This is a genomic window from Streptomyces sp. NPDC005485 (assembly GCF_040606085.1).
Taxonomy (GTDB): domain Bacteria; phylum Actinomycetota; class Actinomycetes; order Streptomycetales; family Streptomycetaceae; genus Streptomyces.
Genome location: NZ_JBEXDZ010000090.1, coordinates 1 through 15190, shown reverse-complemented (window position 1 = coordinate 15190; position 15190 = coordinate 1). Strand labels below are relative to the sequence as shown.

At 71.5% G+C, this 15190-nt stretch carries 12 protein-coding genes; all 12 read left to right on the top strand.

Translation table 11 applies throughout. The annotated features are described in order from the left end of the window. Window positions 1–23: 23 nt before the first annotated feature. The 12 genes from ABZS97_RS26850 to ABZS97_RS26795 all read left to right on the top strand — a co-directional run bounded on the left by ABZS97_RS26850 (window position 24) and on the right by ABZS97_RS26795 (window position 15112). Window positions 24–1244 (top strand): Gfo/Idh/MocA family oxidoreductase, encoded by a 1221-nt coding sequence (locus ABZS97_RS26850; protein ID WP_356141367.1) that lies wholly within the window; start codon window positions 24–26, stop codon window positions 1242–1244. Between the two features lie 107 nt (window positions 1245–1351). Then, on the top strand, window positions 1352–2353 hold the full coding sequence (locus tag ABZS97_RS26845; protein ID WP_356141365.1) for a sugar phosphate isomerase/epimerase family protein: 1002 nt from the start codon (window positions 1352–1354) through the stop codon (window positions 2351–2353). Between the two features lie 79 nt (window positions 2354–2432). Further along, window positions 2433–4973 carry a PQQ-dependent sugar dehydrogenase gene (locus tag ABZS97_RS26840; RefSeq protein WP_356141363.1) on the top strand — a complete coding sequence of 847 codons (2541 nt, stop codon included), beginning with the start codon at window positions 2433–2435 and terminating at the stop codon, window positions 4971–4973. A gap of 12 nt (window positions 4974–4985) precedes the next feature. Beyond that, window positions 4986–6347: a ThuA domain-containing protein gene (locus tag ABZS97_RS26835; RefSeq protein ID WP_356141361.1), complete on the top strand. Its 1362-nt coding sequence runs from the start codon at window positions 4986–4988 to the stop codon at window positions 6345–6347. A gap of 125 nt (window positions 6348–6472) precedes the next feature. Further along, window positions 6473–7597, top strand: a complete 1125-nt coding sequence (locus ABZS97_RS26830) for an inositol-3-phosphate synthase (protein WP_356141359.1) — start codon at window positions 6473–6475, stop codon at window positions 7595–7597. Continuing rightward, window positions 7594–8502: an SCO3242 family prenyltransferase gene (locus ABZS97_RS26825; protein WP_356141357.1), complete on the top strand. Its 909-nt coding sequence runs from the start codon at window positions 7594–7596 to the stop codon at window positions 8500–8502. The genes ABZS97_RS26830 and ABZS97_RS26825 overlap by 4 nt, the downstream gene beginning before the upstream one ends. A 101-nt stretch (window positions 8503–8603) precedes the next feature. Continuing rightward, window positions 8604–9503, top strand: coding sequence for a sugar phosphate isomerase/epimerase family protein (locus ABZS97_RS26820; protein ID WP_356141411.1), 900 nt, complete (start codon window positions 8604–8606; stop codon window positions 9501–9503). Continuing rightward, entirely contained in the window at window positions 9500–10279 is a 780-nt protein-coding gene (locus tag ABZS97_RS26815; protein ID WP_356141355.1) for an EboA domain-containing protein, read from the top strand. Before ABZS97_RS26820 ends, ABZS97_RS26815 begins: the two co-directional genes overlap by 4 nt. Then, a complete protein-coding gene (locus ABZS97_RS26810) occupies window positions 10279–11127 on the top strand; it encodes a TatD family hydrolase (protein WP_356141353.1) in 849 nt (282 codons plus the stop codon). The genes ABZS97_RS26815 and ABZS97_RS26810 overlap by 1 nt, the downstream gene beginning before the upstream one ends. Before the next feature lie 3 nt (window positions 11128–11130). Continuing rightward, window positions 11131–12300, top strand: coding sequence for a metabolite traffic protein EboE (eboE, locus tag ABZS97_RS26805; protein ID WP_356141351.1), 1170 nt, complete (start codon window positions 11131–11133; stop codon window positions 12298–12300). A gap of 32 nt (window positions 12301–12332) precedes the next feature. Continuing rightward, window positions 12333–13763 (top strand): nucleotide pyrophosphatase/phosphodiesterase family protein, encoded by a 1431-nt coding sequence (locus ABZS97_RS26800; RefSeq protein ID WP_356141409.1) that lies wholly within the window; start codon window positions 12333–12335, stop codon window positions 13761–13763. Between the two features lie 188 nt (window positions 13764–13951). Next, the gene (locus ABZS97_RS26795; protein ID WP_356141407.1) at window positions 13952–15112 is read left to right on the top strand and encodes a sugar phosphate isomerase/epimerase family protein; all 1161 of its coding nucleotides are present in this window, start codon (window positions 13952–13954) and stop codon (window positions 15110–15112) included. Window positions 15113–15190: the final 78 nt, after the last annotated feature.

Sequence of the window (15190 nt, the reverse complement as noted above, 5' to 3'; positions counted from 1 at the left end):
ACGACGACGAGGAGGACATCAGCATGGGACAGCCGCACCAGCCCGACGAGGCCGAAGCGGACACAGGTGCCGGGAAGCCGGCACTCGGTGTGGGCATGGTCGGATACGCCTTCATGGGCGCCGCCCACTCCCAGGGCTGGCGCACCGTGGGCCGTGTCTTCGACCTGCCGAGCCGCCCGGTCCTCGCCGCCGTCTGCGGCCGCGACCGAGGGGCTGTCCGTGCCATGGCGGACCGGCACGGCTGGGCGGCCGTCGAGACCGACTGGCGCACCCTGATCGCCCGGGACGACGTCGACGTCGTCGACATCTGCACCCCGGGCGACAGCCATGCCGAGATCGCCGTCGCGGCGCTGGCCGCGGGCAAGCACGTGCTGTGCGAGAAGCCCCTCGCGAACACGGTCGAGGAGGCGGAGGCGATGATGCGGGCGGCACAAGAGGCCCACGCACGCGGCCAGATCTCCATGGTCGGCTTCAACTACCGCCGGGTGCCCGCCACTTCACTCGCCCGCGCCATGGTCGCGGAAGGACGCCTGGGCCTCTTGCGGCATGTGCGGGTGACGTACCTTCAGGACTGGCTGGTGGACCCGGAGTTCCCGCTCACATGGCGGCTGCGCAAGGAACAGGCCGGGTCCGGAGCCCTCGGCGACCTGGGTGCGCACATCGTCGACCTCGCGCAGTACCTGGCGGGGGAGCCGCTGCTCGGCGTCTCAGCCCTCACGGAGACGTTCGTCCGTGAACGGCCCCTGCCGGCCGGAGCGACCAGCGGTCTGAGCGCGGCGGGCGGGTCCGCGAGAGGGCCCGTCACCGTGGACGACGCCGCCCTGTTCACCGGCCGGTTCGCCTCCGGTGCCCTCGCCTCCTTCGAGGCCACCAGGTTCGCGACCGGCCGCAAGAACGCCCTGCGCATCGAACTCAACGGCGAGCGCGGCTCGTTGGCCTTCGACCTGGAACGGCTCAACGAACTCTCCTACCACGACCACACCGAGCCCGGCACGCACGCGGGCTTCCGCCGCATCCTCGTCACCGAGCCCGAACACCCCTACCTGGAGGCCTGGTGGCCGCCGGGTCACGGCCTCGGTTACGAGCACACCTTCGTCCACCAGGCCCGCGACCTGGTGCAGGCCATCGCGGCGGGCCGACCGCCCACGCCGTCGTTCGCCGACGGGCTGCAGGTGCAGCGCGTCCTGGCGGCCGTCGAGGAGAGCGCCGCGAAGAACTCCGTCTACACGCCCATCGCGGTCTGAGACCGCACACGCCGACCACGCCGGTCCGAGAGCCGCACATACGGGCCACCGAGGTGGTCCGAGACCCGCACACACGGGCCACCGAGGTGGTCCGAGGAGGCTGACACGTGCCACGGAACTTCACACTCTTCACCGGCCAGTGGGCCGACCTGCCCCTGGAAGAGGTCTGCCGGCTCGCCCGCGACTTCGGCTACGACGGACTCGAACTGGCCTGCTGGGGCGACCACTTCGAGGTCGGCAAAGCTCTCGCCGACCCCGCCTACATCGACTCGCGCCACCAACTCCTCGACAAGTACGGCCTCAAGTGCTGGGCGATCTCCAACCACCTCGTCGGTCAGGCCGTCTGCGACGCCATCATCGACGAACGCCACCAGGCCATCCTGCCCGCCCGCATCTGGGGCGACGGCGAACCCGAGGGCGTACGGCAGCGGGCCGCCGCAGAGATCGCGGACACCGCGCGCGCCGCGGCTGCCCTCGGCGTCGACACCGTCATCGGCTTCACGGGCTCGTCGATCTGGCACCTGGTGGCCATGTTCCCGCCCGCGCCGGAGTCGATGATCGAGCGCGGATACGAGGACTTCGCGACCCGCTGGAACCCGATCCTGGACGTCTTCGACGCGCAGGGCGTGCGGTTCGCGCACGAGGTCCACCCGAGCGAGATCGCGTACGACTACTGGACAACGCACCGTGCGCTGGAGGCGGTTGGGCACCGTCCGGCCTTCGGTCTCAACTTCGACCCGAGTCACTTCGTGTGGCAGGACCTCGACCCGGTCGGCTTCCTGTACGACTTCCGCGACCGCATCTACCACGTCGACTGCAAGGAAGCCCGCAAGCGGCTCGACGGCCGCAACGGCCGCCTCGGCTCGCACCTGCCCTGGGGCGACCCGCGGCGCGGCTGGGACTTCGTCTCCGCGGGCCACGGCGACGTCCCCTGGGAGGACGTCTTCCGGATGCTGCGCTCCATCGGCTACGACGGCCCCGTCTCGGTCGAGTGGGAGGACGCCGGCATGGACCGGCTCCAGGGCGCTCCCGAGGCACTGACCCGTCTCAAGGCCTACGACTTCGAGCCTCCGTCGGCCTCGTTCGACGCGGCGTTCGGCGGCAACTGACCGTATGACTCTCCGGGGTGACGGCGCACCCCGGCGTACCGCACACACCCGTACGACCAGCCCCTTCATGGAGGCATTCGTGCACGCGAACGGACACCACAGAGACAACCCCACTCCCCGCAGACACCCGCGGCTCAGAGGCACCCTCGCCCTGCTCACCGGGGCGATGCTCGCAGCCGCGTCCCTCACCCTCACCGCACCCCCGGCCGGCGCAGCCGTCGCCGACCCGGGAAGCAAGTCCGCAAGCACCACGGCGGCCGGCTCCGGCTCGGCCGCGACCGCCGCCGCAGCCGAGGACTTCCAGCAAGTCACCCTGGCCAAGGGCGAACCGGAGGTCGGCGAGCCCATGTCCCTCGCCGTCCTCCCGGACCGCTCGGTCCTGCACACCTCGCGCGACGGCGAACTCCGCCTGACCGACGCGGCGGGCAACACCAAGCTCGCGGGCAAGCTCGACGTGTACGCGCACGACGAGGAAGGCCTCCAAGGCATAGGCGTAGACCCCGACTTCACCGACAACCGCTTCATCTACCTCTACTACGCGCCCCCGTTGGACACACCCGCCGGTGACGCCCCGGAGACGGGCACCGCGGCCGACTTCGCCCCCTTCGACGGTGTCAACCGGCTCTCGCGGTTCGTCCTCAAAACGGACGGCACGCTCGACGCGGCCAGCGAGAAGAAGATCCTCGACGTCCAGACCTCCCGCGGCATCTGCTGCCATGTCGGCGGCGACATCGACTTCGACGCGGCGGGCAACCTCTACCTCTCGACCGGGGACGACTCCAACCCCTTCCAGTCGGACGGCTTCACCCCCATCGACGAGCGCGCCGACCGCAACCCGGCCTTCGACGCCCAGCGTTCGGCCGGCAACACCAACGACCTGCGCGGCAAGATCCTGCGCGTCAAGGTGAACGCCGACGGTTCCTACTCCATCCCCGACGGCAACCTCTTCCCGCCGGGGACCGACAAGACCCGCCCCGAGATCTACGCGATGGGCTTCCGCAACCCGTTCCGCTTCAGCGTCGACAAGGCCACCGGCATCGTCTACGTCGGCGACTACGGCCCCGACGCGGGCGCAGCCGACCCGGCCCGCGGACCCGGCGGCCAGGTCGAGTTCGCCCGAGTGACCAAGGCGGGCAACTTCGGCTGGCCGTACTGCACGGGAGCCAACGACGCCTACGTGGACTACGACTTCGCCACCAAGGCCTCCGGCGCGGCCTTCGACTGCGCAGCGCCGAAGAACACCTCGCCGCACAACACCGGCCTCACCGACCTGCCGCCCGCACAGTCCGCCTGGATTCCCTACGACGGCCCGTCCGTCCCGGAGTTCGGCGACGGCTCCGAGTCCCCGATGGGCGGCCCGGTCTACCACTACGACGCCTCGCTCGACTCGCCCGTCAAGTTCCCCGAGGCGTACGACGGGAACTTCTTCGCCGGGGAGTTCGGCCGCCGCTGGATCAAGCGGATCGTCACGGACGGCAGCGGCACCGTGCAGTCCATCAACGCGTTCCCGTGGACCGGCACCCAGGTGATGGACATGGCGTTCGGGCCGGACGGAGCCCTCTACGTCCTCGACTACGGCACCGCCTGGTTCGGCGGCGACGAGCACTCAGCCTTGTACCGCATCGAGAACGCCACCGACGGGCACTCACCGGTGGCGCAGGCCGCGGCGGACCGTACCTCCGGGCAGGCGCCGCTGAGGGTGCGGTTCTCCTCCGAGGGTACGAGTGACCAGGATGGTGACGCGCTCACCTACAGCTGGGACTTCGGGGACGGCGGCACGTCCACCGCGCTCGACCCGACGCACAAGTACAAGAAGAACGGCACCTACACGGCGACCCTGACCGCGAAGGACCCGAGCGGCCGCACCGGCAGCGCGAGCGTGCAGGTCGTGGTCGGCAACACCGCGCCGAAGGTGGTCCTCGAACTCCCGCAGGACGGGCAGCTGTTCACCTTCGGTGACGCGATCCCGTTCAAGGTGAAGGTCACCGACCCCGAGGACGGAACCGCCGTCGACTGCGCGAAGGTCAAGGTCACCTTCATCCTCGGCCACGACTCCCACGGTCACCCGCTCACCTCGGCCAACGGCTGCTCCGGCACCCTTCAGACCAGTGCGGACGGCGGTCACGACGACGACGCCAACATCTTCGGAGTCCTCGACGCCGAGTACACCGACGGCGGAGGCGGCGGCCAGGCCCCGCTCACCACGCACGACCGGAACGTCGCCCAGCCCCGGCACCGCCAGGCCGAGCACTTCGGCAACGCCTCCGGCGTCTCGGTGATCACCAAGGACACCGCGCACGGAGGAAAGACCGTCGGCGACATCAACAACGGAGACTGGATCTCCTTCACGCCGTACGTCCTGAGCAACGCCAGGACGATCACGGCACGCATCGCATCCGGCGGCGCCGGCGGCACCCTCGAAATCCGCGCCGGTTCGGCGAAGGGCACCCTGCTCGGCAAGGCGACGGTACCGGTCACCGGCGGCTGGGAGACCTTCCAGGACGTCACCGCGAACCTGTCCCGCGCGCCCCGCGGCACCACCACGCTCTACCTGGTCTTCAAGGGGAGCGGCAGCGGCGCACTGTACGACCTCGACGACTTCGCCTTCACGACCGGCTGAGGGAGGTGCCTGATGCGCTCAACCATCAGACTGACAAGCGTGGTCGGCGGCGCCGTCCTGCTCCTGGGCTGCGTCTCCGGACCCGCCGCGTCCCACCCGTCCGACGGTTCCGGGAAACGGGTGCTGGTCTTCTCCAAGACGGCCGGCTTCCGGCACGACTCCATCCCGGACGGCGTCACGGCCGTACAGCAGCTCGGTGAGACGGGCGGCTTCACCGTCGACGCGACCGAGGACGCGGCGGCCTTCACCTCGGCGAACCTGCGGCGCTACGACGCGGTCGTCTTCCTGTCCACGACGGGAGACGTCCTCGACCCCGCGCAACAGACCGCCTTCGAGGGCTACATCCGGCACGGCGGCGGCTACGTCGGCATCCACGCCGCCGCCGACACCGAGTACGACTGGGCGTTCTACGGCGGCCTCGTCGGCGCCTGGTTCCAGTCGCACCCGGCGATCCAGCCCGCCACGGTGAACGTCGAGGACCGCTCCCACCCCGCGACCTCGGGACTCTCCCGGACGTGGGACCGCACCGACGAGTGGTACAACTACCGCTCCAACCCCCGGGAACGAGTCCACGTCCTCGCCTCCCTCGACGAGTCGTCCTACACCGGCGGCACCATGAACGGCGACCACCCGATCGCCTGGTGCCAGAACTACCGGGGCGGCCGCGCCTTCTACACCGGCGCCGGCCACACCAAGGAGTCGTACGCCGACCCCGCCTTCCGGCAGCACCTGCTGGGCGGCATCCGGTACGCCATCGGCGCCGCACAGGCCGACTGCCGCCCGGAGAACGGCTACCGCCCGCTCTTCGACGGCACGCCGCAGTCGTTGGCGGCGTGGAAGCAGGCGGGACCGGGTTCCTTCGACCTGAGCGGCGACGGCACGCTCACGTCGAACGGCGGACTGGGAATGCTCTGGTACGCCGAGTCGGACTTCGCCTCCTACTCACTGAAGCTCGACTGGAAGATGTCCGGCCCTTCCGGAGACGACAACTCCGGTGTGTTCGTGGGGTTCCCGGCCTCCGACGACCCCTGGTCGGCCGTGAACAACGGCTATGAGATCCAGATCGACGCGACCGACGCCCCCGATCGCACCACCGGTGCCGTGTACAGCTTCCAGTCCGCCGACATCAAGAAGCGCGACCGTGCGCTGAACCCGCCGGGGGAGTGGAACACGTACGAGATCCGCGTGGAGGGCGAACGCCTCCGCGTCCGGCTCAACGGCGTGCAGATCAACGACTTCACCAACACCGATCCGGCCCGCAGCCTGCGCGACGGACACCTCGGCATCCAGAACCACGGAGCCGACGACCAGGTGTCCTTCCGCAATGTGCGGATCAAGGAACTGCCCGCGCGTTCGGCCGCGCCGGGCAACTGAACGGCGGCGGGCGGGAGACGCCGTACTCCCGCCCGCCGTCTTCCCCACCTGTCCTGACGGGGTTCGCGTACGACCTGCGCGTACGACCTGCGCGTACGACCTGCGTGTCGACAAGGAGAGTGCCCATGTCCGCGTCCCTTTCCCGAGCCCGAGTAGGCGTGTGGCTGATCGGAGCGCGCGGCTCCGTCGCCACCACCGTCGTCGCGGGCTGCGCCGCCGTGACCGCCGGCCTGCACCCGCCCACAGGCGTGATCACCGAGACTCCGGCGTTCGCCGACTGCCGTTTGCCCGCCCTCTCGTCCCTCGTCTTCGGCGGCCACGACACCGTGGACTGCCCCCTGCCCAAGCGCGCCGAAGCGCTGGCGGCCGGCGGTGTCCTGCCGGTCGGCCTGCCCTCCGCCGTGGCCGCCGAACTGGCCGCCGCCGACCGGGAGATCAGACCCGGTGGACCGGCCCCCGGCGACACCCGCGACGAGACGGAGCTGATCGACACCTTCGCCGCGGATCTCCGGGACTTCGTCCGCCGGTGCGACCTGGAACGGGCGGTGGTGGTCAACGTCGCCTCCACCGAACCGGCGCCGACCGGCACCGAACTCCCCGCCAGCTCCCTCTACGCGGCGGCCGCCCTGCGCGCGGACTGCCCGTACGTGAATTTCACCCCCTCGACCGGCCTGCACCACCCGTCGCTGGCGGCGCGGGCGGCGGCAAGCGGACTGCCGTACGCGGGCCGTGACGGCAAGACCGGCCAGACCCTGCTGCGCTCGGTCCTGGGCCCGATGTTCACGCAGCGCGCCCTGGCCGTGCGTGCCTGGTCCGGCACCAACCTGCTGGGCGGCGGCGACGGGGCGTCCCTCGCCGACCCGGCCGCCGCGGCCGCGAAGAACGCCGGCAAGGAACGCGTCCTCGCCGACACGCTCGGCACGACCCCCGAGGGCGAGGTCCACATCGACGACGTCCCCGCCCTCGGCGACTGGAAGACCGCCTGGGACCACATCGCCTTCGACGGCTTCCTGGGCACCCGAATGATCCTCCAGACAACCTGGCAGGGCTGCGACTCCTCCCTCGCCGCGCCTCTCGTCCTCGACCTGGCGCGCCTGGCCGCCCGCGCCCACGAGGCCGGTCTCGCGGGGCCGTTGAGCGAGCTCGGCTTCTACTTCAAGGACCCGGTGGGCGAGGGGCCCTCCGCCCTGGGGGAGCAGTACGCGGCACTCGTCGGCTTCGCCCAGCGGCTGCGGGGGAGCGTCCGATGAGCCCACGAGCGGACGCGACCCCCGATGCCGGACTGCATGCCGGCGCGCGTGCCTGGGTGGAACTCCTGCGTATGCCTGCCCTGTTCACCGCCCCCGGCGATGCACTCGCCGGCGCGGCGGCAGTCGCGGCCCGCCCCGACTCCCGAACCCTCCTTGCAGTCGGCTGCTCCCTGTGCCTGTACGAGGCGGGCATGGCCCTCAACGACTGGGCCGACCGCGACGAGGACGCCGTGGACCGCCCGCACCGGCCGCTCCCCTCCGGCCGCATCGGCTCGCCCGCCGCCCTCACCGCGGCCGTGGCCCTCACAGCCGCCGGTCTGGCCCTCGCCGCCCGCGCCGGCCGGCCCGCACTCGCGGTGGCCGTGCCCCTTGCGGCAACCGTGTGGGCGTATGACCTGGCCCTGAAGCACACCCCCGGGGGCCCGGCGACGATGGCCGCGGCCAGAGGACTGGACCTGCTCCTCGGCGCCGCGGCAACCTCCGGCCGCACCCGCGAAGCGCTCCCCTCCGCCGCACTCCTCGGCACCCACACCCTCGCCGTGACGGCCGTGTCCCGCCAGGAGACCCGGGGCGGCTCACCCCTGGCCCCGTTCGCGGCCCTGTGCACGACAGGCCTGCTCACCCTGCTCCTGACCTACCGCGGGGCCGGGCCCCACACCACGGACGACGCCTTCCGCAAAGCCCTGGCCGCCGCCTACGCCGCAACCGCCGCCCGCCCCTACCTCCACGCCGCCCTGAACCCATCACCCCCGCTCACCCAACGAGCTGTCGCCGGCGGCATCCGCGCCATGATCCCCCTCCAGGCCGCCCTCGCCGCCCGCTCCGGCGCCCGCACCACCGCACTCCTCACAGCCGCCCTCGCCCCGGCGGCCCGCAGCTTCGCGAGGAAGGTGAGCGTGACGTGAGCCATGCGCTCGGCTCCGGTGTCGGCCGCGGGGACGGAGAGCGTGACAGGAGCGCCGCGCCCGGCTCCGGCCCGGGCGCCGCCCCGCTCCCCGGCGAGGCCATCGACCGGGAGGTCCCCGGAGGCCCCAACTCCCTGCGTTTCGGCTACGGCACCAACGGCCTCGCCGACCTCCGTCTGTCCGATGCCCTCGCCCTGCTCGCCGACCTCGGCTACGACGGCGTGGGGCTGACCCTCGACCACATGCACCTCGACCCGCTGGCCCCGCAACTCGGCGCCCGCACACGGCGGTTGGCCCGCAGGCTGGACGCTCTCGGTCTCGGCGCCACCGTGGAGACGGGAGCCCGCTATGTCCTCGACCCACGGCGCAAGCACGGGCCCTCGCTTCTCGACCCGGACCCGGACGACCGCGCCCGGCGCGTGGACCTGCTGATCCGGGCCGTGCGCGTCGCCGCGGACCTCGGCGCCCACGCCGTGCACTGCTTCAGCGGAGCGACCCCGCCCGCCACGGACGACGACACCGCGTGGAAGCGCCTGACCGAGGCACTCGCCCCGGTAGTGGAGGCCGCCACCGCCGAGGGCGTCCCCCTCGCCGTCGAACCCGAACCCGGGCACCTGCTCGCCACGCTCGCCGACTTCCACCGTCTGCGCCGCGCCCTCGACAGCCCGGACGCACTCGGACTCACCCTGGACATCGGCCACTGCCAGTGCCTCGAACCCCTTCCGCCCGCCGACTGCGTACGCGCCGCCGCACCCTGGCTGCGCCATGTGCAGATCGAGGACATGCGCCGCGGCATTCATGAACACCTCCCGTTCGGGGACGGGGAGATCGACTTCCCGCCCGTACTCCAGGCCCTGGCCGAGTCCGGCTACCGGGCGCTGACCGTCGTGGAACTGCCCCGCCACTCCCACGCGGGCCCCCACCTCGCCGAACACTCGCTCTCCTTCCTCCACCGAGCGGCCGGGGCGATCCCCCGCGTCCCCCAAGGGAGAACCCCATGAACCACCCTCACCGCACCCAAGGCGACGTCAGCCCTGGCGACCGCACCCAGGGCGACGGCTCCCACGGTGACCAGCCCCATGGCGACCGCGCAGGCCAGGCCACCCCACCCGGCATCTCCGCCCTCCACGCCCACCTCACCGGCCGGCTCGACCCGGCCGCGCGTGCCTGGCTCGACCAGGCCCTCGACGAGGCCGCCGACCGCCCCGGCACCCGCGGACCCATCTCCGCCTGGGAGCTACGGATCGCCGAGGCAGGCCGGCGGTGCGGACCAGAACACGCCGACGACGCCCGTGTCCTGCTCCTGCACGCGGCCCGCGCCGCGCCGGACACCCTCGCCCGTGTGTACCGCCAGGGCACCGCCGCCGAACGCCGGGCCGTCCTGCACGCGCTGCCCCACCTGGTGCCCGGTCCCGAGGCCGTACCCCTGGTCGAGGACGCCCTGCGCACCAACGACACCCGGCTCGTCGCCGCCGCCGTCGGCCCGTACGCCGCCCGGCATCTGGACGCCCACCCCTGGCGGCACGCCGTCCTGAAGTGCCTGTTCACCGGAGTCCCCGTGGACGCTGTGGCCGACCTGCCCCGGCGCGCCCACGCCGACGCCGAACTCGCCCGCATGCTCGGCGACTACGCCGACGAACGCAGCGCCGCGGGCCGTCCCGTGCCGGACGATCTCTACCGCGCTCTGGCACTGACCGCCCCCGCGGCCACCTCGTCCGGCAGCTCAGGCAGCTCAGGCAGTCCCGGCACGTCCGCCTCGTCCGGCAAGGAGTGCTGATGCGCATCTTCGACCCCCACATCCACATGACGTCACGGACCACCGACGACTACGAGGCCATGTACGCCGCGGGCGTCCGCGCCGTCGTCGAGCCCTCCTTCTGGCTCGGCCAGCCCCGCACCTCACCCGCCTCCTTCTTCGACTACTTCGACTCCCTTCTCGGCTGGGAACCCTTCCGTGCCGCCCAGTACGGCATCGCCCACCACTGCACGCTCGCCCTCAACCCCAAGGAGGCGAACGACCCCCGCTGTGTTCCCGTCCTGGACGAGCTGCCCCGCTATCTCGTCAAGGACCAGGTCGTGGCCGTCGGCGAGATCGGCTACGACTCGATGACGCCGGCCGAGGACACCGCCCTGGCGGTCCAGCTGCAACTCGCCGCCGACCACGGCCTGCCCGCCCTCGTCCACACCCCGCACCGCGACAAGCTCACCGGCCTGCGCCGCACCCTCGACGTGATCCGGGAGTCCGCACTGCTCCCGGCCCACGTCCTGGTCGACCACCTGAACGAGACCACCGTCAAGGAGGCGAAGGACAGCGGCTGCTGGCTGGGCTTCTCCGTCTATCCGGACACCAAGATGGACGAGGAACGGATGGTCGCCGTCCTGCGGACCTACGGCCCCGAAAAGGTCCTGGTCAACTCGGCGGCAGACTGGGGTCGAAGCGACCCACTCAAGACCCGCGGTGTCGGCGACGCCCTGCTGGCGGCCGGCTTCACCGAGGACGACGTCGACCTGGTGCTGTGGCGCAACCCCGTCGCCTTCTACGGGATCGGTGGCCGCCTGAACCTCGACGTCGCCGGCACCGACACCACACACGAGGGAAACTCCATCCTGCGCGGCGGGGAGTGACCCATGCGCTTCCGGCACCCCGACGGCTCCACCGTGCACCTCGCCTACTGCACCAACGTCCACCCGGCCGAGACCCTCGACGGCGTCCTCGCCCAACTCCGCGACCACTGCGAACCCGTGCGCAGGCGGCTCGGCCGCGACCGCCTCGGCATCGGCCTGTGGCTGGCCAAGGAGGCCGCACACGCCCTGGTCACCGACCCGTCCGCGTTGCGCGGCCTGCGTACCGAACTCGACCGCCGGGGCCTCGAAGTCGTCACCCTCAACGGCTTCCCGTACGAAGGCTTCGGCTCCGGAGAGGTCAAGTACCGCGTGTACAGGCCGGACTGGGCCGACCCGGCGCGACTCGAGTACACCACCGCCCTCGCCCGCGTCCTCGGCGGGCTGCTGCCGGAGGACGTCACCGAAGGCAGCATCTCCACCCTGCCCCTGGCCTGGCGCACGGCGCACACCGACGAGCGAGCCGAGACCGCCCGCACCGCCCTCACCACACTCGGCGAACGCCTCGACGCCCTGGCGGAGCTGACCGGCCGCTCCATCCGCGTCGGTCTGGAACCGGAACCCGGCTGCACCGTCGAGACCACGCACGACGCCCTCGCCCCGCTCGCCGCGATCGGCCACGACCGCATCGGCATCTGCGTCGACACCTGTCACCTCGCCACCTCCTTCGAAGACCCGCAATCCGCCCTGGACGCGCTCGCCCGCGCCCGCGTTCCCGTGGTCAAGTCCCAGCTCTCAGCCGCCCTGCACGCCGAACACCCCCATCTCCCCGAAGTCCGCGCGGCCCTCGCCGCCTTCGACGAACCCCGCTTCCTGCACCAGACCCGCACGGACACCGCCGCCGGCCTGCGCGGCACCGACGACCTCGGTGCGGCACTCAACGGCGATGCCCTGCCCGACGCCCGCCCCTGGCGCGCCCACTTCCACGTCCCGCTGCACGCCGCCCCCGCGGCGCCCCTCACTTCCACACTCCCGGTCCTGCGGGCCGCACTGGCCCGTCTCGTCGGCGGCCCGCGGCCGCTCACCCGCCATCTGGAGGTCGAGACCTACACCTGGCAGGCCCTGCCGCCCGAGTTGCGCCCCCGCGGCCGCGCCCAACTCGCCGAAGGCATCGCCGCCGAACTCACCCTCGCCCGCGATCTCCTGACGGACCTCGGCCTGAAGGAACTCCCATGAGCGCATCCGCCGACGCACCCATGAGCGACCCCATGACCACCCTGTCGAGCACACCGCAGACACAGGGCACACCGCAGACCCGTCCCGGCCGCCCCACCCCTCTCCTCGTCCTGGACGTCGTCGGCCTCACCCCCCGTCTCCTCGACCACATGCCCCGCCTCAAGGCCCTAGGCCGGTCCGGCTCCCGCGCCCACCTCGGTACCGTCCTGCCCGCCGTCACCTGCGCCGCACAGTCGACCTTCCTCACCGGCGCCCACCCAAGCGAGCACGGCATCGTCGGCAACGGCTGGTACTTCCGCGAGCTCGGCGACGTACTGCTGTGGCGCCAGCACAACGGCCTGGTCTCCGGCGACAAGCTGTGGGACGCCGCCCGGCGCGCGTACCCCGGCTACACCGTCGCCAACATCTGCTGGTGGTACGCCATGGGCGCCGACACCGACATCACCGTCACTCCCCGTCCCGTCTACTACGCCGACGGCCGCAAGGAACCCGACTGCTACACCCGGCCCCCGGCCCTGCACGACGAACTCACCGAGAAACTCGGCACGTTCCCGCTCTTCCACTTCTGGGGGCCAGGCGCCGACCTCGTCTCCAGCCGGTGGATCATCGACGCGACCCGCCACATCAACCGCACCCGCCACCCCGACCTGACCCTCTGCTACCTCCCTCACCTCGACTACGACCTGCAGCGCTTCGGCCCCGACGACCCGCGCTCCCTGCGGGCGGCCGCCGACCTCGACGCCGCCCTGGCCCCGCTGCTCGACGACGCGCGGGCGGAGGGCCGTACCGTCGTCGCACTCTCCGAGTACGGCATCACCCGCGCCGACCGCCCCGTCGACATCAACCGCGCCCTGCGCCGCGCCGGACTCCTCGAAGTGCACACACAGGACGGCATGGAGTACCTGGACCCGATGGCGTCACGTGCCTTCGCGGTCGCCGACCACCAGATCGCGCACGTCTATGTGCGACGCCCCGAGGACCTGCCGGCCACGCAGGCCGCGCTTGCCGGGCTGCCCGGCATCGACCAACTCCTCGACGACGAGGGCAAGAAGACCCACCACCTCGACCACCCGCGCTCCGGCGAACTCGTCGCCGTCGCGGAGCCGGACGCCTGGTTCACGTACTACTACTGGCTCGACGACGCCCGCGCCCCCGACTTCGCGCGACTCGTCGAGATCCACCGCAAACCCGGCTACGACCCGGTCGAACTCTTCATGGATCCGCTCGACCCCTACATCAAGGTCAAGGCGGCGGGCGCCCTCGCCCGCAAGAAGCTCGGCATGCGCTACCGCATGGCGGTCGTGCCGCTGGACCCCTCACCTATTCGCGGCAGCCACGGCCGCCTTCCCCTGAGCGACGACGAAGGTCCGCTCATCATCTGCTCCACCCCCCGCGCTGTGGACGGCCGCGTCGCGGCCACCGAAGTGAAATCCCTGCTCCTCGGCCTGGCAGGACTCGGGTGACGAGAACCCACCAGGCGTGACGAGCGATTACGGAAAGTGAAACACGCGCCACTGACAACGCGTCCGGCCTGTGGACAAACCGCAGACGGACCAGACCACACCAGCCACGCCCACCAGCCACCGCCACCGGCACCAGCCGTTCGGCACCCGTAGAGCCGGACCACGACCCGAAAGAGAAGAGAGTGACCGTGACCGCGTTCAACGACGAATCCGCAACCGGCGACGCCCTGCGCCGCACCCTCGGCGTCAGCCGCCGCAGTTTCCTCAGCACCTGCACCGCCGCCGCGACCGCCGCCATCGCCGCGCCCGTCCTAGGCGCCTCACCCGCCCTGGCCCAGGACGCGGGCAGAGGCGGCGACCACGGCGGCAGCGTCCTGGTTCCCGCGAACAGGCGCGGCATCATCCTCTACACCGTCCGCGACGCAGTGGGCCGCGACCCGCTCGCCGGCGATCTGCCCTCCGGGTTCCGCGAGGTCTTCCAGCAGCTCTCGCGGTTCGGCTACCGCCAGGTGGAGTTCGCCGGATACGGCCAGCACGCCAACGCACCGGGCGGCGCGAACCTGGAGTCCGTCGAGGGCGCCAGGCTGCTGCGCTCCTGGCTCGACGCCTACGGACTGCGGGCGCAGGGCAACCACGGCTTCATACCGCCCTCCTGGCCGCTGACGGCTCCCGACCTGGACACCTTCAAGAAGCATCTGGAGATCGCCAACATCCTCGGCATGGACCACATGGGCACCGGCGGCGACCCCACCGGCAGCGCCTACCGGGCCGACTGGGACGTGGCCGCCGACAAGTGGAACGCCCTCGGTGACATCGCCCGTCGCGAAGGCATCAAGCTCTACACCCACAACCACGACGCGGCCTACGCCTTCCTCCTCGACGGGGGCCCGGCGGACGACCAGGGCCGCCCCACCCGCAGCTCCGGCATCCGCAAGTTGGAGTACTTCCTCAAGAACACCGACCCCAGGGCCGTCTGGCTGGAGATGGACATCTTCTGGGCGCATGTGGCCCAGTACAAGTTCCACACCTATACGGCCCACGACGGCTCGACCCAGGAGAAGGTCTTCGACCCCGCCGGGCTCGTCGCGTGCAACAACAAGCGCTACCCGCTGTTCCACGCCAAGGACGGCACCGTCAACACCACCAACGGCATGGGATACGATATGGTGCCCTTCGGTACCGGTGTCATCGACTACACCAGGTTCTTCACGCGCGTCGGTGCGCGGAACTACCACAACCCCATGGTCGAGCAGGACAACGCTCCCAGCGCAACCGACCCGGGACAGTCGCTGAAGCACGCGAAGATCGGCTACGACAACCTCGCGGCCCTCCGGAAGAAGCGCCACTAGCACGCACCGACGACCAGGGCGGCCCGGGTACGGCACGGGCGAGTGGACGGACTCCGCGGTCCGCCGCTATGTACGGGA

Bases quoted from the DNA above. Each gene is read 5' to 3' on its own strand.
- ABZS97_RS26850 (WP_356141367.1), top strand. From the start codon at position 24: ATGGGACAGCCGCACCAGCCCGACGAGGCCGAAGCGGACACAGGTGCC.
- ABZS97_RS26835 (WP_356141361.1), top strand. From the start codon at position 4,986: ATGCGCTCAACCATCAGACTGACAAGCGTGGTCGGCGGCGCCGTCCTG.
- ABZS97_RS26830 (WP_356141359.1), top strand. From the start codon at position 6,473: ATGTCCGCGTCCCTTTCCCGAGCCCGAGTAGGCGTGTGGCTGATCGGA.
- ABZS97_RS26825 (WP_356141357.1), top strand. From the start codon at position 7,594: ATGAGCCCACGAGCGGACGCGACCCCCGATGCCGGACTGCATGCCGGC.
- ABZS97_RS26815 (WP_356141355.1), top strand. From the start codon at position 9,500: ATGAACCACCCTCACCGCACCCAAGGCGACGTCAGCCCTGGCGACCGC.
- ABZS97_RS26810 (WP_356141353.1), top strand. From the start codon at position 10,279: ATGCGCATCTTCGACCCCCACATCCACATGACGTCACGGACCACCGAC.
- eboE (WP_356141351.1), top strand. From the start codon at position 11,131: ATGCGCTTCCGGCACCCCGACGGCTCCACCGTGCACCTCGCCTACTGC.
- ABZS97_RS26800 (WP_356141409.1), top strand. From the start codon at position 12,333: ATGACCACCCTGTCGAGCACACCGCAGACACAGGGCACACCGCAGACC.